The 20915-nt window shown below is 54.3% G+C and carries 11 protein-coding genes; 2 read left to right on the top strand and 9 right to left on the bottom strand.

Going from position 1 to position 20915, the window contains the following annotated elements; genetic code table 11:
• Positions 1-2 precede the first annotated feature (2 nt).
• The 5 genes from K3T82_RS49105 to K3T82_RS15575 form a co-directional block, all read right to left on the bottom strand.
• The gene (locus K3T82_RS49105) at positions 3-1259 is read right to left on the bottom strand and encodes a beta-ketoacyl reductase (RefSeq protein ID WP_220194359.1); all 1257 of its coding nucleotides are present in this window, start codon (positions 1257-1259) and stop codon (positions 3-5) included.
• The gene (locus K3T82_RS15585) at positions 1247-3844 is read right to left on the bottom strand and encodes a MupA/Atu3671 family FMN-dependent luciferase-like monooxygenase (protein ID WP_220194358.1); all 2598 of its coding nucleotides are present in this window, start codon (positions 3842-3844) and stop codon (positions 1247-1249) included. The genes K3T82_RS49105 and K3T82_RS15585 overlap by 13 nt, the downstream gene beginning before the upstream one ends.
• Before the next feature lie 51 nt (positions 3845-3895).
• A complete protein-coding gene (locus K3T82_RS15580; protein ID WP_220194357.1) occupies positions 3896-9088 on the bottom strand; it encodes a type I polyketide synthase in 5193 nt (1730 codons plus the stop codon).
• An 817-nt stretch (positions 9089-9905) separates the two neighbouring features.
• Positions 9906-10832, bottom strand: coding sequence for a S41 family peptidase (locus K3T82_RS47725; protein ID WP_236031312.1), 927 nt, complete (start codon positions 10830-10832; stop codon positions 9906-9908).
• Complete coding sequence (locus K3T82_RS15575; RefSeq protein WP_236031167.1) at positions 10724-13189, bottom strand: S41 family peptidase; 2466 nt, start codon at positions 13187-13189, stop codon at positions 10724-10726. The genes K3T82_RS47725 and K3T82_RS15575 overlap by 109 nt, the downstream gene beginning before the upstream one ends.
• A 349-nt stretch (positions 13190-13538) precedes the next feature.
• On the opposite strand from K3T82_RS15575, the gene K3T82_RS15570 reads away from it, so the two are divergent.
• Complete coding sequence (locus tag K3T82_RS15570) at positions 13539-14093, top strand: hypothetical protein (protein WP_220194356.1); 555 nt, start codon at positions 13539-13541, stop codon at positions 14091-14093.
• 84 nt (positions 14094-14177) lie between these two features.
• On the opposite strand, the gene K3T82_RS15565 is transcribed toward K3T82_RS15570, so the two are convergent.
• Both K3T82_RS15565 and K3T82_RS15560 read right to left on the bottom strand, forming a co-directional pair.
• Positions 14178-15821, bottom strand: coding sequence for a M20/M25/M40 family metallo-hydrolase (locus K3T82_RS15565; RefSeq protein ID WP_220194355.1), 1644 nt, complete (start codon positions 15819-15821; stop codon positions 14178-14180).
• A gap of 522 nt (positions 15822-16343) precedes the next feature.
• Positions 16344-17084: a 4'-phosphopantetheinyl transferase family protein gene (locus tag K3T82_RS15560; RefSeq protein WP_220194354.1), complete on the bottom strand. Its 741-nt coding sequence runs from the start codon at positions 17082-17084 to the stop codon at positions 16344-16346.
• A 308-nt stretch (positions 17085-17392) separates the two neighbouring features.
• On the opposite strand from K3T82_RS15560, the gene K3T82_RS15555 reads away from it, so the two are divergent.
• Positions 17393-18037: an RNA polymerase sigma factor gene (locus K3T82_RS15555; RefSeq protein ID WP_220194353.1), complete on the top strand. Its 645-nt coding sequence runs from the start codon at positions 17393-17395 to the stop codon at positions 18035-18037.
• 14 nt (positions 18038-18051) lie between these two features.
• Here K3T82_RS15555 and K3T82_RS15550 read toward each other — a convergent pair whose 3' ends face one another.
• Together K3T82_RS15550 and abc-f are read right to left on the bottom strand one after the other, a co-directional pair.
• Entirely contained in the window at positions 18052-18828 is a 777-nt protein-coding gene (locus tag K3T82_RS15550; RefSeq protein ID WP_220194352.1) for an enoyl-CoA hydratase, read from the bottom strand.
• A 150-nt stretch (positions 18829-18978) separates the two neighbouring features.
• A complete protein-coding gene (gene abc-f, locus K3T82_RS15545) occupies positions 18979-20613 on the bottom strand; it encodes a ribosomal protection-like ABC-F family protein (RefSeq protein ID WP_220194351.1) in 1635 nt (544 codons plus the stop codon).
• Between the last annotated feature and the right edge of the window lie 302 nt (positions 20614-20915).

Below are 20915 nucleotides of genomic sequence, written 5' to 3'. Positions count from 1 at the left end.
GGTTATTCCTCTCCCTGTACAATCTGCTTGAGCAAGGAGTCTATGTCTTCTTCGGGTAATTGGTCAAGTTGTGATAAGAGCTGTTGCGCCTCTTCAGCGCTAATCATGCTCTTTGTATCGGACGTTTGACCTTGCTGCTGCTCTGTAAGCATCTGTTGCAACAAAGCATCGACATCCTGGTCCGAGAGCTGATCGAGTTGAGTGAGCAGTTGCTCCGCGCCCATCTGGCTGAGATCAGGCTCGGGGGCTGGATCGGGGGTCGCCTCCGGTAACTGCTCTAGCAGTTGCGTAGCAAGCTGCCTGATACTTGGTCCCTGCAAAAAAGTCACAATGGGAATACGCACCTGCAATTCCTGCTCAATGCGATTCTTCAGCTCAATAGCCATCAGTGAGTCGAGACCTAATGTCGTGAGTGGCTGGTCCAGGTCGATGCGCTCGACCGGCACACGTAGCACTCCTGCAACCTGCTGACTAAGATACTGCTCCATGAGAGGCAGACGCTCACTTCCCACGGCATGTGTGATCGTGGTCGCGCTTTCGCTGAAGAAGGACTGGGAGTTCTGGGCTTCGCTCTCGCTGGTAGTGGTTCCTTCCAGCAGGTAAGAGACCAGTGGCAGGCTCACAATCTGCGGATAGAAATCGCGTAACTTCTGCCAGTCGAGTTTGAGCACACCAATCTGCGCGACCTGTTGCGGAATCAGCAGGTCGAGTGCAGCCAATACGTCGCGCGGCGTGATGCGCTGGATACCGTGATCCTCCCAGTATTCGTGGACACGCAGACCATCAGCGGTCGCGCCAAAACCAATCTCAGAGACGGCACCCCAATCAATACTGATGGCAGGTTGCCCCTGAGCACGCTGGTAATGTGCCAGGCTATCCATGAAGGCCCCCGCCGCCGCGTAATTGCCCTGCGCGGCTGAGCCGAAAAGCGAAGCCCCGGAGGAGAAGGCAACAAAGAAGTCCAGGCGACTCTCCTGGAAGAGTGTATGCAGCAGCCAGCTACCGATGATTTTGGGACGGAAGACAGCACTGAGCGCATCACTATCCAGATTGATCAGTGGTTTGACCAGCGCCTGCCCTCGCTCATCCTGCCATACAGAGGCGGCATGCATAATTCCCTTGATGGGAGGATGCCCTTGCCGCATATGCTCAGCCAGGAAGGCACGCATCTGCTCTTCATTGGTTACATCGAGCTGAACACAGCGTACAGTAACACCTTCAGACTCTAACTCCCGTAGGCCACGTATCAAATCAGCCATGCGCTCGCCAGCGGGTATGTGCTCCCACTCAGAGCGAGGGGAACAGATGTACGCCCGGCAAGGATCAAGTGACGTGCGCCCTTGCGCGCGAGCCAGCGCGCGACCTCAAAGCCCAGTCCCCACAGACCACCAGTCACAAGGTAACTTCCCTGGGGGCGTACGTGCAACTCGCGCTCGGCAAGGTCCTGGCTACGCATCATACGCGCGACATAGCGCTCACCTTCACGAAACGCCAGCTGATCTTCAGGACTTGTGTCACGCAGAACGTCATAAAGCTGCTGTGCGCAAACCTCACGTTCCTCTCCAGCCGCCAAGTCTACGAGCGCACCCGAGATCTCGGGATGCTCCATTGAGATAGTACGCCCCAGGCCCCAGAGCGGAGCTTGCGCGACCGCCAACGAGGATTGGTCAGAGGTAACAGGTTGTGCATCACGCGTTACCAGCCACAGGCGCGGCGGTTGAGTTTCGCCCTCCTGCGCTAGAGCTTGAATCACCCCCAGAGCCGAATGCGCGCTCACCACCAGATCATGCTCAAGTGAGTTTGTTGTGGTTTGCTCAGTTGACGTCGCATCGAGACTCCAGAGATGCACAACACCGCGCACAGGCGCGTTATACGCCTCCCGCACACGCTGAATGACGTGCTGGATCTCACCAACCTGCGAAGGGCTAACCTGATAACGACCCGAGCCAAGCTCGCCATAGCGCTCTCCCGGCTGGACAAGCGCGCATTGCTGCCCACTTGCGCGTAGGAGTTGGGCCAGGTGCGGCCCCACACCCTGACGATCCGCGAAGATCAGCCAGCTACCAGAGCGCTCCTGGGGCCATGCGTTCCCCGCCGCTGCCACGCTATGCGCTCGTTCCCAGCGCAACTCATACAACCAGGGAGCCAGCACAGCGGCTGGTGTAGGTGGCTCTGAGGCAACCGAAGCCGAACTCTGCAACTGAATTCCCATTGCCTCGATAAGCAAGCGACCATCTTCACTAAAGATGCGTACATGCCCCTCAAGCTGTGTCATGCTCTGGCTAATGTGCTGCTCTAACGTGGCGTGACTCCAGACGACCTTACCGGGCCGCTCATGGAGCTTAAAACTGTTAAGCCCAACCGGCAGATAAAGCACGTCATTACCCGCACCAAAGGACTCCGAGAGGGCAGCCGATACCACTTGCAAGCAGGAGTCAAGCAGCGTGGGGTGAACCTGATAGCGCTCACGTTCACGCTCAAAAACGGGTGAAAGGCTGACGCGTGCCAGCGCCTCGCCATCACCCCGCCAGAGCTGCCGGATGCTGCGATAATCGGCATCAAGCTCGATACCATGCTGGGTCAGGCGCTCATAGAAGGCATCAGGCGAGATCTCCTCTTGGCAACGCTCTTGCACTGCCTTCAAACTATTTGCCTCTGGCTTAGCCTGCCCATTCTGTACCCTATTCGAGGGCTCGGACTGGTAACCATTACTCTGAAAAGAGGTAAGATCAACGGGAGTGGTGGAGCGTGGTGGCTCAGGAGGAGCAATCTCTTCGCTTAGTTCACGCAGACGGTTGAGGTGTGGCATGTTCGCCATTACCACATCTGTCTCCAAACCAAAATCAAGCTGACAAGCAATCTCATTGACGCCGACCGCCTGCAACTGGCGCACCAGAGGCAGACAACTCTCAGGCGTGCCGAAGAGCACACGTTGCGTTGAGATCATACGCTCGAAGACGAACTTTAAATACTCCTCAACGTCGGTCTCTGAGAGCGTAGAGAGGTCGACCTTCTGTCCCCGACTATAAGCCACGGCGTTCAACAGGTATGCCGCCGAGCGTAGATAGTCGCAAAATGGTCCCTGGGCCTGCTCAATGACGGCCTGTTGACTCTCGGCAATAAAGGTGTGCAACATTACCGAGACATTGCCAGTTGCGGGATCGTAGCCATGCTCAGCGCGAGCTTCGCGATAGATCTTGAGCTTCTCGCCCAGTTCTTCGACGCTCTGGTTATACATATGCGTCAGCAGATTGGCTCCGATGGCTCCCGCCTTCGCGAAGGTTTTGGGATTACCAGCGGCAGTGACCCAGATAGGAATCTCGCGCTGGATTGGCGGCGGATACGTTCGCACGTCGACCATGCTCCCGTCGCCACTCTTAACTTGCACCGTCTCGCCACGCCAGAGTTTGCGTAGTGTCTCAATGCCCTCATCCATGATCTCACTACGCTTCTCGTAGTGATCGGGATAGAGCGCGAAGTCGTTGGGGTGCCACCCCGAAGCAATGGAGACACCAACTCGCCCATTTGAGAGGTTGTCGACCATCGCCCACTCCTCCGCCACCCGCAAGGGGCTGTGCAGGGGTAGCACAACACTACCCGCGCGCAGTTGAATCTGTTGGGTCTCACGCGCCAGCGCGGCCTGCAAGACCGCCGGATTAGGATACATCCAGCCATCGCGAGTGAAATGCCGTTCGGGAATCCACACCGACGAAAAGTTATGCCTATCCGCGTACTTTGTGCTTTCTAAAACCAGACGGTAGATATCGCGGTCGTGGGCGGTTTCACTGCTGGCGAAAAAGATCAGGCCAAATGTTATGCCCTGGTTCTGTTTCAGTCTGTCCATAGCTGCCTATCTATCCTTCAACAAGAAGGAAGATCCATCCTTCCTATCTGCTTACCTATTCACAGCAACCACTCGCTCAGCCTCGAACTGAATCTTACCCGTCGCATGCAGCGACCAGTCAGAGCGCGGCTGCTCAGGGTGACCGGTTGCATGGCTATAGATGTGGAATGTGGTTTCTCCCTCCATACCAGTGGCCAGAATTACCTGTACCTTCTGCTCCCCCTGCTCAGGCACAATCAGCAGTTTCCGAAGCTCAATCTCAGCCAGGGCATGTTCCCCTATGCCATAGGCTTCAATAGCAGCGGCTTGTACCATCTCGATATAAAGCGAAACTGGCACCGCCATAGCTCCCTGAATGCGATGCCCACTAAGGAATGGCAAACGATGTTTATCTAGAATGATCTCCCAGATATGCATCCCGGTTGGATAGACCAATTCAGTGTGCGAGCGCAGAAGTGGATGCCCCTCGTCTAGTGCCACAAGCGGTTGCGGCGCAGCAATGGGAAGGGCAGGAGCATCAAGCCAGTAACGCTCACGTTCAAAGGGGTAAGTAGGTAGCGCTACACGACTTGACGAACTCTCTCCCGAGAAAGCCTTCCAGTCGATGTTTACGCCCTGAGTGTAAAGCACTGCCACGCTCTGCGCGAGCATACGCTGGTCATCCTGCGCCTTGCGCAATGAGGTTAGCCAGGTCGCCGCAACCTCTGGCAGACAACGCTTGCCCATATTTGTCAACACCGGGTTGGGTCCCAACTCAAGGAAGAGCGTGTATCCCTGCGCTACCAGCGTCTGCATTCCCTCATAGAAGCGCACACCAGAGCGCACGTGCTCTCGCCAATAGCTCGCGTCCAGCATCTCGCCCACTGGCATCAGCACCCCTGTGACATTGCTCACCAGCGGGAGACGTAGTGGTTTCACCTGGATCTCGCTCGCGACGTGCTCGAAGGCATCCAGCATGGGTTCCATAAGTGGAGAGTGGAAGGCATGCGAAACTACCATGGGGTGTGTATTCAGCCCATCTGCCTTCATGCGTCCCACGATGCTTTGTATGGCCTCCGCGCGCCCGGAGAGGACAGTATTGGCTGGTCCATTGACCGCCGCGATTGCAACCTGTTCCCGGTATGGTTCAAGGTAGCGCTCAACCTCCTCTGGTGAGGCAAAGACCACAATCATCTCACCACGCTCAGGAAGTTCTTGCATCAGGCGTCCCCGCGTAGCGATGAGCTTTAGTCCATCTTCCAGACTTAAAGCGCCAGCGACACAGGCCGCGACATACTCGCCAACGCTATGACCAAGTACGATGTCAGGCTCTACACCCCAGGAGCGCCACAATTCGGCCAGCGCATATTCTAAAGCGAAGAGCGCGGGCTGCGTAAAAGCCGTCTCGTCCAGCGGCGAGCTTGTACCTTCTCCTGGATAGATGACAGAGAGCAATGGTTGTGAGAGATAGCGGCTCAAAATCTGCTCGCAGCGTTCCATCGCTTCTCGGAAGACTGGTTGTGTCTCAAAGAGTTGCCGCGCCATGCCAATATACTGCGATCCCTGACCAGTAAAGAGGAAGGCTATGCGAGCGCGTTCCCCCTGAGGCACGCGCCCACTAGCGCTATCCGCCACCACTTCTCCAGCGCTCAAGGCATTCAATTGCGTGCGTAGCTCCTCCAGTGAGGAGCTAATCAATGCCTGACGGTACGCGAAGTGAGTGCGGCCTGTTCCAGCCGTATAGCAGATGTCTGCAAGCAAGGCAGTGGGGGTGGAATCTAGATAGCGTACATAGCGTCTGGCTAGCTCCTTTACCCCCTGTTCACTACGTGCCGAGAGCGCCAGGATATGCGTCTCTCGCTCAACCGTGTGTTCAGAGACCGGGACCTCCGAACCCCCTTCCAGCACCACATGCACGTTTGTACCACCAAAGCCAAAGGCGCTGACACCCGCCAGGTGGCGCTTCCCCTCGGGCCAGGGCATCCGTTCCCTTGGAATAACAAACGTGGTGTCTTCAAAGGAGATATGCTCGTTTAGCTGCTGGAAATGCAGGTGTGGTGGGATCTCACTATGTTGCAGACTCAGAACAGTCTTGATCAGACCCGCGATGCCCGCCGCCGCTTCCAGGTGTCCAATGTTTGTCTTGACCGATCCCAGCACACAAGACTGATCGCCTTCCCTCTGCTCCATCAGCACAGCCTTAAGCGCGTCAACCTCAATAGGATCTCCTAGTGGAGTACTCGACCCGTGCGTTTCAACGTAGTCGATCTGATGCGGCAGCACTCCGGCTTTACGTAACGCCTGCCGAATCACTGCTTCCTGTGAAGGCCCGTTGGGCGCGGTAAGGCCATTGCTGCGACCATCCTGGTTGACTGCTGAACCACGAATGAGCGCGAGCACAGTATCACCATCTCGCTGTGCAGCGGAGAGTGGCTTGAGCACCACAACACCGCAGCCCTCGCCACGCACATACCCATCAGCGGCGTTATCAAAGGTACGGCAGCGACCATACTCCGACATCATGTGCGCCTGCGAGAAGGTGATGGTTAAATCGGGCGTCAGAATCAGGTTGACGCCTGCCGCCAGTGCCACTTCGCATTCGCCATTGCGAATATTCTGGCAGGCTAAATGGACTGCCACCAACGAGGAAGAACAGGCCGTATCGATCGCCATACTGGGACCGCGTAGGTCCAGCAAGTAAGAGAGGCGATTGGCAACGATGCTATTCGCGTTTCCAGTGCCAGAGTAGGCATCGAGGCGACTCGTATCACCATACTGCAAATACGAATAATCATTGCTGCTGACCCCAACAAAGACACCCGCTGACTTGCCTGCGAGCCGTTCTGCGGGTATACCCGCGTTTTCGAGGGCCTCCCAGGCGACTTCCAGCAGAATACGCTGTTGCGGGTCCATACCAGCGGCCTCACGTGGCGAGATACCGAAGAAGTAAGGATCAAACTTGTCTACATCCTGAAGGAAGCCACCCCAGCGTGTGTTCATCTTACCTGGAGTGCGCTCAGGCGCGTAGTACTCATCCAGGCTCCAACGGGAGGAAGGCACCTCAGAGATACCATCCACTCCATCTCGTAGAAGCTGCCAGAAGGCATCTGGGCCGTCCGCGCCTGGGAAGCGACAACCTAACCCGATCACCGCTATCGGTTCATCAGTTGGCATGCTCGCCTCAGATAGGGAATATATCTCATTCGGCGACTTCTCGTTGGCAAGATAGCGCGCCAGGGTCTCAATATTAGGGTAGTCATAGACAAGCGTGGGCGGAAGCTCACGCTCTAACCAGTCTTCCAGGTCGGTAGAGAGGGTCACCGCAGTCAGCGAGTCCATACCATACTGCGCGAAGGGTGCTCGCGTGTCCACAGCTTCCGGGCGTACTTTGAGCTGAGCCGCGATCTGCTGAATGAGCCAGGCTCTTACCTCGGCAACGCTCTTCGTGGGCGCAGTGACAGATTCCACCTCTTGCGCAGGCTCCACCTCATTCGCTGGAATCTCCTCTGGGGCGACCTCCAGGACCCAACGAGCTACTATATCCAATTCGTCGTTCAACAGGCCATCTCGGGTACCTCGCCGCTGAACCTTACCGCTTGAGGTCTTGGGTAGCGTACCAGTCTTGAGCAAGACTATGCTGTAGACCTGTAGCTCATGCTCCTCGGCAATGGCCTGTCGCAAGGCTGTGAAGATCTCCTGCGGGTCCTTCTTGAGGTACTGCCGCTCAATCTCGGCAACTACGATTAAGCGCTCCTCACCCTCCGCTTCTAGCGCGAAGACCGCGCTACCACTCGAACGGATTGCGGGGTGGCTTTTCTCGGCAGTCAGCTCAATGTCCTGCGGATAATGATTTCGCCCTCGGATAATAATCAGGTCCTTCAAGCGACCAGTGATAAAGAGTTCGCCCTCGTAAAGGAAACCCAGGTCCCCGGTACGCAGAAAGGGGCCTTCACCATTGGCAAGATTGGCGCGGAAAATCTGTTCGCTCTCCTCGGGACGCTGCCAGTACCCTTGCGCTACACTTGGTCCAGCCGCCCAGATCTCACCAATCCGCCCCACTGGCACTTCCGTCAGCGTCTCTGGATCAACGATCAGGATACGCTGACCAGGCAATCCTGCGCCGATGCTCACCAGCGTACGGCTATTGGTCTCTTCCTCCTTTGCCACTCGAACTTCATTGTGCTCCAAAGCCTGCCCCGAGAAGGTATGCACAAGCGGGTACACGCCCTTACGTCCGGCGGACATGACCAGGGTATACTCCGCCAAACCATAACAGGGATAGAAATAGTTGCGACGGAAGCCGGTGGAGGCAAAGGCATCGGCAAAGCGCTCCATAGTGTCCGCTCGTACAGGCTCGGCGCCGTTGGCAACAATCTCCCAATGGCTCAGATCGAGTGTGGCCTTTTGCTCCTCGGTAATCTTGCGCGTACATAGGTCATATGCGAAGTTCGGTCCACCGCTGATGGTCGCATGGTATTTTGAAGCAGCCTGCAACCAGCGAATAGGCCGTTGCAAGAATGCGGCTGGCGGCATGATGGTCGATTCATAGCCAGCATAGAGCGGCTGCAAGACACCACCAATCAACCCCAGGTCATGATAGAGCGGGAGCCAGATGACGCCATGAGCATCGTCTGGATGCTGGCAATATCCCTCAACCAACCTGGAGTTCTCTAGCAGGTTACGGTGAGTGACCATAACCCCTTTCGGTGTCCCGGTTGAGCCAGAGGTATACTGCAAGAATGCGAGGGTATCGCCTGTGATATCTGGCTTTACCCACTGCCGCGCGTTCTCAGTGGATAGCGTATCAGTCGCTACGACAGGGATAGCTTGTAGCTCCGGTGATTGGGCCAGCAGGCCCTGTACTCTGCCTGAGAGAGCAGTAGTAGTCAAAATGATGGTGGGTTGGACGTTCTGTGCGATAACTCGGAATTTTGTGAGTGTTCGATCCGAGCGGGTGGCAGATGGAGGGTACACAGGAACAGCAATAATTCCACTATATAAACAACCAAAGAATGCTGCAACGAATTCTAAGCCCGAGGGATAGATTAGGAGGGCACGTTCTCCACTTACGGTTCGCTCCTGTAGAAGGGAGCCAATTGAACGGGCATAGAGATCGAGTTGAGCATGTGTATAATGCTCTTTCTCTATTTCTCCATCGGCCAGAAAAGAATAGATCCTTTTCTCGGGTTGCTGCTCGGCTCTCCACTGAAGCAGCTCAACCCAGTTTGGAATCTCAATCGTTGAGAATGAAATACGTTTACTCAAGGTTTAATGCTTCCTGGCAAGGGGCAAAGGATGCCCATCTTGCTGCTACACTAGAGTCTTATACGAAAACTAACGTTGCTGTCGTGCCCCACATGAGGGTCGCGACTAACGCCAACGTCTTGCATGAACAGTTGATATTCATGGCAATAAGAATGCTCAAGTTTTCGCATAAAAAGTAGGAATATGAGCAATAAGAACATGTGTTGACACATAAACTAGGGATTAAAAACGCATTCTTCTATCTGGCTATTGATATGTCTGAGCATGGCTGCTTGCTGTGAGCAACGCTTTGCCATAACAGGCCCTTCAAGCCAGTGTACGCCCCCTTTCTGCGCTACAACTGACATGCTTATAAGGTGAGGCAAGCATCTATTCAGCGCGTCGACAATGTGCTGGCAATGCCTGAGAATGCGACACGGTTACACGCTATATATATAGCTGACGAGCAATGATATGAGCTATGCTCTAATCGTATCACGTACCAGTCAAGCATGACAACACGCGCCGAATAGATGCTCCAGAGAATGCTCTCCAGAGGCTTCGCCTTTTCGCTTTCCCTGACCGTAAATACGAGCAGGCAGAGTTAAAGAGTGCTTTTCACAGTGTACCACATGCCAGGTCCGCAATAATATCATTCTCCGTGTTATTTAGGAATCTCAAGCAACTTTAGATGCATTTATTCTTCCAAACACAAGAGCAACTTATATAATACAACACGCATACTATGATATATGGATTACAAGCAAGAAGAGGATACCCTCTGTTCATGAGCAGGAGGCATCCTCTTCTTGTATTTGCAGGTTCTCTTATTAAGCGATTACTTCAAATTCTCTTCACTTCGCAATAGACGGCTTAAGCGTGGTCGCTCACCCGGCTCGGGCTCTAGCGTCTCCACCTCTTTAACCAGGCGTAACGCTTCTTTCACAGCCCGCTCTAGCTGTGGGTCTTCATGGCGCACATAATCCTGAGGCGCGATGTCGACCTCGATATCGGGATCAGTACCATAGTTCTCGACATTCCAACCGACATCCTTGAACCAGAAAGAAAACTCTGGCTGTGTGGTAACAGTGTTATCGACCAGCCGATGCCGGGGATGAATCCCGATTACGCCACCCCAGGTACGCTTTCCGAGCAGTGGTCCCAATCCCATGAGCTTAAAGCTATGGCTGAAGATATCGCCATCTGAACCAGCCTGCTCATTCGTGAGCGCGACCATGGGGCCGCGTGGCGATTCTTGTGGATATGGCTCCGGCTGTCCCCAGCGCGAGAAGTCATAACCGACACGCCGCCGCGCTAGCTTCTCCAGTAGGAGACCGGAGACATTGCCCCCGCCATTCCAACGCACATCGACTAACAGCGCGGGATAGTCGTACTCTGCCAGGAAGCCGCGATGGAACTCCGAGAAGCCATGTGTCCCCATGTCCGGAATGTGGATATAACCAACTTTCCCATCAGAGAGTTCATGTACCTTGCGCCGATTCTCCTCAACCCACTCGCGGTAGCGCGCGGGCCACTCGCTCCCCAGGGCTTTGACGGTGACGTTGCGTGTCTCCTGGGTCTCGGCGTCCTCGATGGTGAGTTGCACCTCCTGGCGCGCCTGATTGACCAGTAGTTCTTGCGGAGTACGTTCCAGGCTCAGGCGCTGCCCATTAATCGCGAGTACGGCATCACCTGCCGCGACATCCAATCCTGGGAGAGTGAGTGGCGAAGTCTCACGCCTGTTCGCTGGATCACCTTTGATGATGTTCGCGATCCGGTAGCGCTGCTTTTCGTCATCATAGGACCAGTCAAGACCCAGGTGCCCTTGTGAGTAGTGGGGGCGCTTGCGATATTCTCCCCCATCTCATACGAATGTGAGGTTCCCAGTTCACCCTGAAGCTCCCAGAACAGGTCAGAGAGTTCTGAGCGCGATCCTACGCGCTCGACAAGTGGGAGATACTGTTCATAGACGGCCTGCCAGTCAAGACCAGACATATCAGCGGTCCAGAACTGCTCGCTCTGCAAGCGCCAGGCTTCTGTGAACATCTGTCGCCACTCGGCGGCAGGCTGTACCGAGAGTTTAATCCGACTGAGGTCCAGCCAGCCAGTCTCGCGGTTCGTGCCTCCATTCTCGCCCTTCGGCTTCTCTCCAGCCTTTAACACGCGCAAGCGATGGTGCGCACGGTATATCAGCGTCTTAGCGTCACGCGAGAGATCAAAGCTACTGATACCATCTAACAGGCGCTCAGTTTTATAGGTCTCGAAATCATATGTCTCAACGAGACCCTTCGGGTGCGCGTGATCAGGCTCATCCGGAACTGTGTTCTCAAATGGGAGTGAGAAGATGAGCGCTTTCCCCTTGATACCACGCACGGCGACATAGCGTCCTTCGCCTACCGGGAAGGGCAGAACACGGTCTCTGATACCATCCAGATCGATGGTGATTGGCGTCTTCTCATCATCCTTCTCGTCATTTGTCTCGCCATCAACCTTGCTCTCCTCATCCTCCTTCGCACTTCCGTTCGCCTCTGACTTGAGCGCTGGTACGGAATCTTTCTCGCCTGGGGTCTTGGGCTCAGGAATGAACGGCGACTTTTGATCGCTCTTGAGCATGATGGCATAGGGCTTAGAGCCGCGTGGGAAGCTGTACTCAAACTGGTGCCCATCATATTGCGGTGTGAAGTGGCGGTGCCCAATAAAGTACAGGAATTTACCCTCAGGATCAAACGCCGGGCGCGAGTCTTCCAGAATGGGATTCGTTACCTGGTGTGTCTCTCCGCTCTCTACCTCACAAAGCTTGATAGCCGTCTTCTGCCCCGAAATGGCGAAGCCATATGCCAACCACTTACCATCTGGAGACCAGTCAAATCCCAGGATGCGCGTATATTTACTCTGGTCCAGCACGCGCGTCGTGCCGCTCTCCAGATCTACAACTACTAGCTCCTGGCGGTGATTGGCGATAGCAACAACGTCATCGGTTGGCGAGACCGCCAGAGAGACCACACGCCCGAACTCAGCCTCATGTAAGAGCTTGGGCTCGCTCGCTTCCTCTGGATTAAAAATGACCAGAGTCTCTCTTCCGGGCGCATCACAGATCGCCACCAGCCGCTTGCCATCATTGAGCCATTCGAGGAAGCGGTAACGTACCCCGTCCAGTTCACCATGTTGCAGGACAGGGCCTTCCCAATTACCCATCGTGAAGGCTTTGCCGCGCGCGGTAAAAGCCGCTGCATGTCCCTGGGGATGGAGGGCGTAGGTGTCAAGATAGCTGCTCGCCGAGACAAACTTGCGATTTCTCTGGGTGCGCACACTCGCAAGCTCCACAGGCACCTGATGCGTAGTGGCTCTCTCCTCGCTCGGATTGAACAGGTATAGTTCCGCGCCCGCGTGATAGACTAGCCGCTGACCATCGCTGGACATATTGCGTGCATAGAAGTCTTCGTGTGCGGTGTGTCTGCGCACATCTTCGCCAGTGGGCGTGCAAGAGTAGACATTGCCAACGCCCTCATGGTCAGACAGGAAATAAATACGCTCCCCAACCCAGCAGGGATCGGAGATATTCCCATCCAGGGCTAACAAACGCTTGAAGGTGCCGCTGCCTTCTGTGTCGCACCAGAGATGCCCAACAGTTCCACCACGATAGCGTTTCCAGCGCGCTGGCTCTCGGATATTACGTCCCAGCACCACACCGCCTTCAGGACCATATGAAATAGCATTCGCCATCCCATACGGAAGCGCGCGTGGTAAGCCGCCTTCTATCCTAACGGCGAATATTCCCTGAAAGCGCGGTGTAAACTGCTCAGCATTGCTGGCATAGAGAATCTCCTTGCTATCTGGTGTCCAGCCAAGCACGCGGCAGCCCGCTCCTTGGAAGGTTAGACGATGCGCCGGCTCACCCGTAGCAGGCATCACATAAACCTCACTCGGTCCCTCCTCTTCACCCACAAAGGCAAGGTATTTCCCATCAGGAGAGAAACGGGGATGACTAACCTCACCCACTCCTGCCGTCCAGCGCTCGGCGCGCCCTCCCTCGTCACCTACGACCCATAAATCATCTTCAGCCACAAACACAATCTGATCCCGAAAGATATGTGGATAACGAAGGTATCCTCGAACTGGCATAGTATCTCCTTCCAACTCGTACGCATATATCTATCTAACACGCACCACATAGAGCCCCAATAGCCAGGACCACCAGCATAGAATTATATTTATGCATAACCGAGCACATTGTATCACAGCAATATTTTCTGTACCATACAACGTCACATCGACGTAATTCTCGAGAGGAGCTGCTAGTGCGTTTGAACTTTTCGCGCACCTCCCATATAATAAGAGTTCAGAGGCAAACAAGCATCAGGGCAGACATCAAGCCCCTATAAGCCTAAGTGCATCTAGTCACATGCCTTATTTGCTCACCATCGCTACGCACACATAAAACTCAGGCACATAAGAAAGGACCGTTGCTTTTATGCTCGGACGATCAGATTCACGTGGATATCTTACAGCAGCAATCGGCGCACTCGTCGCGGTGCTTGCTTTCGTCATCTTTCCCTACGGATCTATCGATTACACCCTTGGCAATAACGATATCAAGCATAGTCTCGCCATCAAAGCCAGTGATTTCACAACTGCAGGCTCCTGGTTTACTCTACCATTAGGCATTATCTGGCTAAGTGTACTACTACTGCTTGCCGCTATCATAGTCGCGCTCGTTGCCTTCGCTCGCAGCCCTAAATCCGAACAACCTGGCACTGGCAACATGCGTTGGATCGGGGAGGCGCTTACGACCCTTGGAGCACTCAGCCTGATCCTCTTCCTTTGGACCTATTTCCTGGTTATACTGCGTATTAAAGACGTGTATCCCGCTCAAATGCAGGCTTCTGTCGCTCTCTCTCTGGGGTCCATTCTCTTTATCGTCTTCGCTCTCATCACCACTGCTGGCGGCATCATGGCTATGACTGCCAAACGTGTCGCGCGCAAGCGTGCTACTGGTCAACTTCTCGCGAATGGGCAATCCCGCTAATCGCCCTTTATTTGACCTATGCTGCGTTATTTTTTTCGAACACCATTCATTAGTTGAATGGTGTTCGAAAAAGTTATTCAGTGCTTATCGTAGCCGTTCCTCCAGTGCCTGAAATACCTCGGCAAGCAATTGGGGAAGCACTTCAAAGGAATATGGCATCTGCACCGCCTCATCGCGCTGGTGCGCTCCACGTCCATGCACACCCCAGTTGAAGACTGGCAGTTGTAACTGCTGGATCAAGCTTAAAGGCAAGCTATAGGCTCCCGGACGTGATGGCTCTTCTTCAGCGTCCTGCCAGACTGGCATGTTAGCGGTCAGGGCCGCGATATCCATATTTGCGTCAAGCTGGAGATAGCTTATGTCGGAGAGCAAGGGGAAGAACTCACGCTGGATCAGGTGTTGTTCGGGATGCGCCTCGACAACGGCACGTACTGCCTCCGCCAATAGCCCTTCACTCTCCGGCACATGCGGATAGTATGGGGGCGCGTAGTAGATGACGACCGCTGGACCACGTCGCCGACTCAATGACCAGAGACGCCGCACAAGCTGAAGTGAGCGCTCTCGCTTGTCGAGCCTAACTGGCAGCTTCTGCCAGGTCTGCTCCAATTCCTCATGTACGCTCTCTTCTCCCAGTTGCGCCACTACGTCCGCGTACAGTTCAGCATAGCTGAGCACGCACCCCTTCCGTGCCTCTACCTCGTCCGGCAACCCTGTGGCACGCCGCCAGCGCCTCTCCGTATCTTCCACCCGCCGCAAGAGTTGCTCCAAAATCAGTTCACTACGCTCGCGTAGGCGTTGTAAGAGCTCTGCCGGGCTGCTGGTCAGGGTAAGAACGTTTAAATAGAAATAGGCGGCGAAGGGGAGCTGTACATCGTATTGCTGCTTCAAGTCTGTGGAGTGCAGTGTAACCGGGGGTACAGTAGTCTGCCCTTTGCCGCTATCGCTTAAAGCGTCATTCATGCTGAAATCGCGTATCAACTCAGCCGCCAGCAGATTCGCATCCAGACCGCCAAAGGGCGCGCCTACATGCGATTCCCGCCCGATACAGAGAAAACTTGGCAACAGTTTCCCCACCGTGCCTGCATAGATATAGCGATGTGGATCACCTGGATAGAGCGCTGAGGCATAATCTGTATTGAGCACGCCCAGATAGTGTAATTGCCGCTCCTCACGCCAGCGCGTCAGGAAGTGCACCGCCTGGAGAACACCCGCTGATTCGTTCTCCTCATCCGCTGTCGCGATGAGCAGGACCGAGAATGGAAGGGCCTCACTCCGCGAGCGCTCGGCGAGATGCCTCATGAGAGCGATATTCACGGCGACACCACTCTTCATGTCGCCTGCGCCGCGCCCAAATAGCCAGTTGCTTCGCTCACCCTCCAGGCGTGTGCCAGGCGCGAGTAATTCATCTATATGCAGAGCTAGCGCGCCTGGATCAAGCGAGAGGGACTCAAGATCACCATAATCAGCGGTATCGACGGTATCGAAGTGGCCCAGGAGGATGAGCGTCTCCGCCCGCTGACCACGCAAGAAAGCATACACATTCTTCCGCCCATAGGGATCGTTCGCGATAGGATCAAAACCGCTCGCCGTGTACAATGCCTCAATCCCATCCTCGTACAGCAGCTCCAGGATTTTGCTAGCAACAAGGTTTTCCTCTTCGCTCGGGCTAATGCCGCGTATCGCAACCAGCCGCTCAGTAGCGGCTTTAATATATGTAAACCAATTCATCTCTTTCATACATGGATGATAGCATACGAGGCTCGCATGCCACCACTCAGGCCCTCCTAGCCACTCGCCTTACATACATCCACGAAATCGACGATGTCATAACGTGTGCACGCACGGTCACAGTCGCAAGAGGAGGCGTGACACGAAATCTCACTCTACACTCCGTCGAATGAGAAGGCAGAAGAAAAGGCCACATCCACCACCCTCCCTCCTGTATAACTAGAAGGAATAGATGGTCCACATCGCTCAACACCATCCATCGTCCGTAGCGCACATACGTAATCACCTCCTGTAGTGCTAACGACGCGCTCTCCGAAGCACAGCATATTTTTGTTCGCTTCAAGAGCAGGGAAGCACAAACATAATCGAAAGGATAACCAATATGTCGCACTATGATGATTAACGCAATCAGCATAGCCCCACCCGGTTACCAAACATTAAGACGTAAAGAGGAGCCACACGACACAAATGTGGCTCCTCCAGTACCTGAACATCTATCGACTTCTCTTCTTATGCTCCTCCTCAGGCTGGCAACCATTCTTCTTGCCAATCAAAGCACCTCAGCATACACTTGTGCCCTTTGTGGCGAACGGCGAGCGCCCCCGCGTACTCATGACCTGCCTCAAGAGCGAATAGTGACCAGTCGGACATCGCGCCCTCATGTGACAAGAGGAGCGTAGCAGGCTCATCGGGAGAGAGCGAGACCACGAAGGAATCTAGCGGGAGCGCGAGACCTAATCCACAAGCTTTGATATAGGCCTCCTTGCGACTCCAGCAATTATAGAAGCCTTGAGCACGCAACCTGGAAGGGAGTTCCATAAGCATCTCTACCTCGCGGGGCGCGAAAAAGTGCTTTGCAAGATCCACGAACTCCACTTGATTACGCATATACTCAACGTCCACACCCACCAGTCCAACCAAAGTAAATGCCAGCAAGACAACCTCACCCGAATGCGCGACATTAAACTGGAGAAGAGAGCCAGGAAGGTATGGTTTGCCATATTGGTTGTAGCTCAGGTCCACAGGACCCTGGGTATATAAACTGAGCAATTGTCGCAAAACACCACGCGCCGCGACCGCGAGCCGACGATCCTTCTCAAAACGAAAGCGGTTGACCTTCTCCCGCTCCTCCTCCATCAATAAGCCCCACAAAACCTCATAGCCCTCCGCTCGCAGCGGCAGACGCACCCGCCAAACATGTACCTCCTCTTGCTGCAAGTCAGGTAGGGACACGGGCCGCTCCCAGGAAGCCATGTCACTCATACATTGCCTTTCCTACTGTGACGCATCTCATAGCGTTTCTATGCGAAATAGCACATACTCATATCACACCATCCCATAGAGGCTAAATGTCCTCTCTATGTCCCAATAATGTCCCATAAGCACGGTTCTCAGCACACTCTCAACACTGTATCCTTAAAACAAAGGAACTTATAGTTCTGAAGAACTCCTCACCACCTGCGGTGGCTCGCCGGAGTCACAGATATGTGGTGGTCACGGTGCATGCTATGACCATCACATATCCATAACTCAAAGATGCCGCAGGCGCTAGGATGGCTAAGGAGAAAAGTATGTCCACCGTGAATATCCCTGACGCTTCTTCAGGAGACCTCAACACCGATGAGATCGAATGCATTTTGGCGAACTATGATAGCTTCATCGTCACCCTTGCACGTCAGGTAGTGGCTCGCGCTCATACGCCTCCCGACGTACTTGACATGGAGATCGATGAGATAGCGCAGATGACGCGTATCAAGCTCTGGAAGACGCTAAGAAAGACACACGTCGATAATCTCCGGGCCTATATCCGCCGTATCGCTCATAACGAGGCTATCAATCGCCTACGCCAGCGCAAAGATGTCTTGCCTCTGCCCGTTGATGAACATAATGAAATGACGCAGGAATTCAATCCGCTCACGCAGGGCGAAATCACTCACGATCCAGTTCATCTCTATGAGCAGAAAGAAGCACTAGCTGAGCAGATGCGCAAATTGGTCGCGCTCGTCATGCATCTGCCACAGCGCCAGCAGCAGGCGATGCTCTGCTCACTCAAAGAGCGCACCGACGACTTGCATGCGCTAACACGTGGCTTTAAGCTCGCCGGGAAAGATATTGAGGCTATTCGCTGGCCTTATGATAAAACCGACGAGAACCGATTGCGAGCATCACTCTCTTTCACACGCAAGCGCCTACGCCCTCACTTCGAGGTCGCGTAGCTCTTGCGACCAGTTCAGGGACGCTCCTCAAACTGAGGCTTACGCTTCTCCAGGAAAGCCCGCATCCCCTCGCGTGCATCTGGGATCTGTGATGCCGCCGCCATCACTTCCATTGCATATGCATAGGCTAAGGGTTGCGGCATCTCGATCTGAGCATAAAACGCCTGTTTGCCAAGCTCCTTGGAGAGGAAACTACCACGCGTTGCCGCACTCAACAGGCGCATGGCCTCTTCTTCCAGGCGCTCAGGTGCGACAACATGGTTGATCAGGCCCCAATCGGCTGCCGTTTGCGCATCAATGGGATCGCCAGTGAGCAGCATCTCTAGCGCACGCTTGCGCCCAATGTTACGGCTAAGCGCGACCATTGGTGTTGTGCAGAACCATCCGCCTTTGCCGCCCGGCGTGGCGAAAGATGCCTCAGTCGAGGCAACTGCCAGGTCACAGGTCGCGACCAGTTGGCAACCTGCCGCCGTGGCGATGGCGTGGACACGCGCCAGTACTGGCTGTGGTATCTCCTGTACAGTGTTCATCATTGTGGTACAGGTACGCAGCAACTTACGCATCATCTCCAGATCGCCCTCCGCCATGTCGGCGAAGTCATGCCCCGCGCTAAAAGCCGGACCATTTGCGGCAAGGATCACGCCACGCGCGGAACTCTCGCCCACTTCGCGCAAGGCAGCGGTCAACTCCTGCATGCACGCCAGCGAAAGTGCGTTGCGTCGTCTGGGATTATTCAGCGTAATAGTGGCATATCCCTCAGCATACCCTACCTCTAGAAGTTCATAGCCCATCTTCTTCACCTCATCAACGCTCTTGTATCTCAAGAACTCGTTAGCAACTACTTACAGTATGCCATATCGGACGCATCAATGATACTTCCATGAACAGTAAACAAGCATATGAGGCTGCACGACATCACCTCATATGCTTGTGAAAGATCACTAACCAGCGCTCTTCTCAACATAGTAAGCGTAGTTCCCTGGATAGACACGGACCTTCGCATCGGAACCGATTTCAAGGATCTTCGTGGCAATGTTATCCAGAAAGTAGCGGTCATGTGAGACCATGAGCATTGTGCCCTCGAAGTCGAGGAGAGCCTCCTCCAACACCTCAGTTGAGGCGATGTCAAGGTTGTTTGTCGGCTCGTCCAACAACAGGAAGTTTGCCTCCTGCAACATCAAGCGCGCGATTTGAAGGCGACTCTTCTGTCCCCCACTCAGGTGGGCGATAGGCGTACGCACCTCTTCTATCGAGAGGAGAAAACGACTAAGGAAAGCGATTGCCTGCCCCTCGGTAAACTTCTTCAGGCGGCGTACAAAATCTAGAGGCGTGCTCTCAAATGGTAACGTCTCCTGTTCCTGGGAGTAATAGCCAGTGACGACGCTTGGTCCAATCTTCACCGTACCTGTCGTGGCGGGTAAGAGGTCCATCATCGTGCGTAGCAAGGTAGTTTTTCCCGCTCCATTCGCGCCTACAATACCAATACGCTCTCCATAAAGAACAGTGAAGTCGAATGGCTCAAAGAGCACTCTTTCCCCAATTTCCTTGCTCAGCTGTTTGACCTCAAGCACGCGCTTGCCGCTACGCTCAGTGTCCAACGCGACCTTGATCCGATCTCGTTCAAGGATAGGCTTATCGACAGCTTCCTGCTTGAGTTTCTCAACGCGCTTCGCCATATACTCGGCACGCCCCGCGAACTTGGGATTCATCTTGGCCCATTCTTTGAGGCGGTGCATGCTATGCTTCAGACGGCGAATCTCGGTCTGTTGTAGTGTGTACTGCTCCTGCAAGCGTTGCAAGCGCTGCTCACGCTCGGCAACATAAGCGCTATAGTTGCCCACAAAGACCGATATCTCCCCGTCCTCCATTTCATAAATTTTGGTGACGGAGTGATCTAGCAGATGGCGGTCGTGTGAGATGATAATGACGGTGCCAGGATAGTCACGGATATATTGCTCTAACCAGGCTTTGGCACGCAGATCAAGGTGGTTATCGGGCTCATCCAGCAGCAGCAGGTCCGGCATTTGGAGCAGGATACGCGCTAAGTTAATCAACTTCTTCTCGCCCCCGCTAAAGGACTTGACCGGTAACCGATGTTCATGCAGACCAAACCCTAAGCCACAGAGCACGCCCTCGACTCGATGCCCAATGGAATAGCCTCCCAGCGCTTCATAGCGTTCCTGAACCGTGCTATATTCTGTGAGGACACGCTCCATAACATCAGGATCATCAGCCAGTGCAGGATCGGACATTCGCACCTCCAAACGCTTCATGCGTTCAGCGAGGGTTTGCAGTTCAGGGCTACTAGCGGCAACCACATCATACACGCTCAGTTCTAACTGACTTGCCTCAATCTCCTGATAGAGATAGCCAATGGTCAGATTACGCTTGCGCGAAATGGTGCCCGCCGTAGGCTGCTCCAGGCCAGCGAGAAGTTTAAAGAGCGTTGTCTTACCGCTCCCATTCTCTCCCACTAGACCAATACGCTCACGTTCGAGCACTTCAAGGTCTATATCACGGAAGACGAGGTTGCCACCATAATCCTTACGGACTTTTGAGAGATTTGCCAGTAACATAGGTATTCTTTCTCCTTGCAAACACAAAACTAGATGTTTCTGAGAAAAACAGAACGACAAGCAGATGAGGAATACCTGGCAGCATAAAGCAACCTATGCAGAGAAAAAGGGAGCGCACACAATGAGCTTACGATGAAAATGAGGGGAGGAAAAGCAGCACACCATAGAAGAGCTGAGGCTACGCGTGCCCATTTGAAGAAATGGCAGGCATACCCCGGTGACAGCGCCACTATTCCGCCGCATAAGCAGAAGCGCCAGGCTTATGCGGCAATATCATGCGACTGATATTTACCTGGAGGACA

This window comes from Ktedonospora formicarum (assembly GCF_016587355.1).
Classification (GTDB): Bacteria; Chloroflexota; Ktedonobacteria; order Ktedonobacterales; family Ktedonobacteraceae; genus Ktedonobacter; species Ktedonobacter formicarum.
Note: the sequence above shows the minus strand (reverse complement) of the source record. Positions and strands in the feature narration are given on the sequence as shown.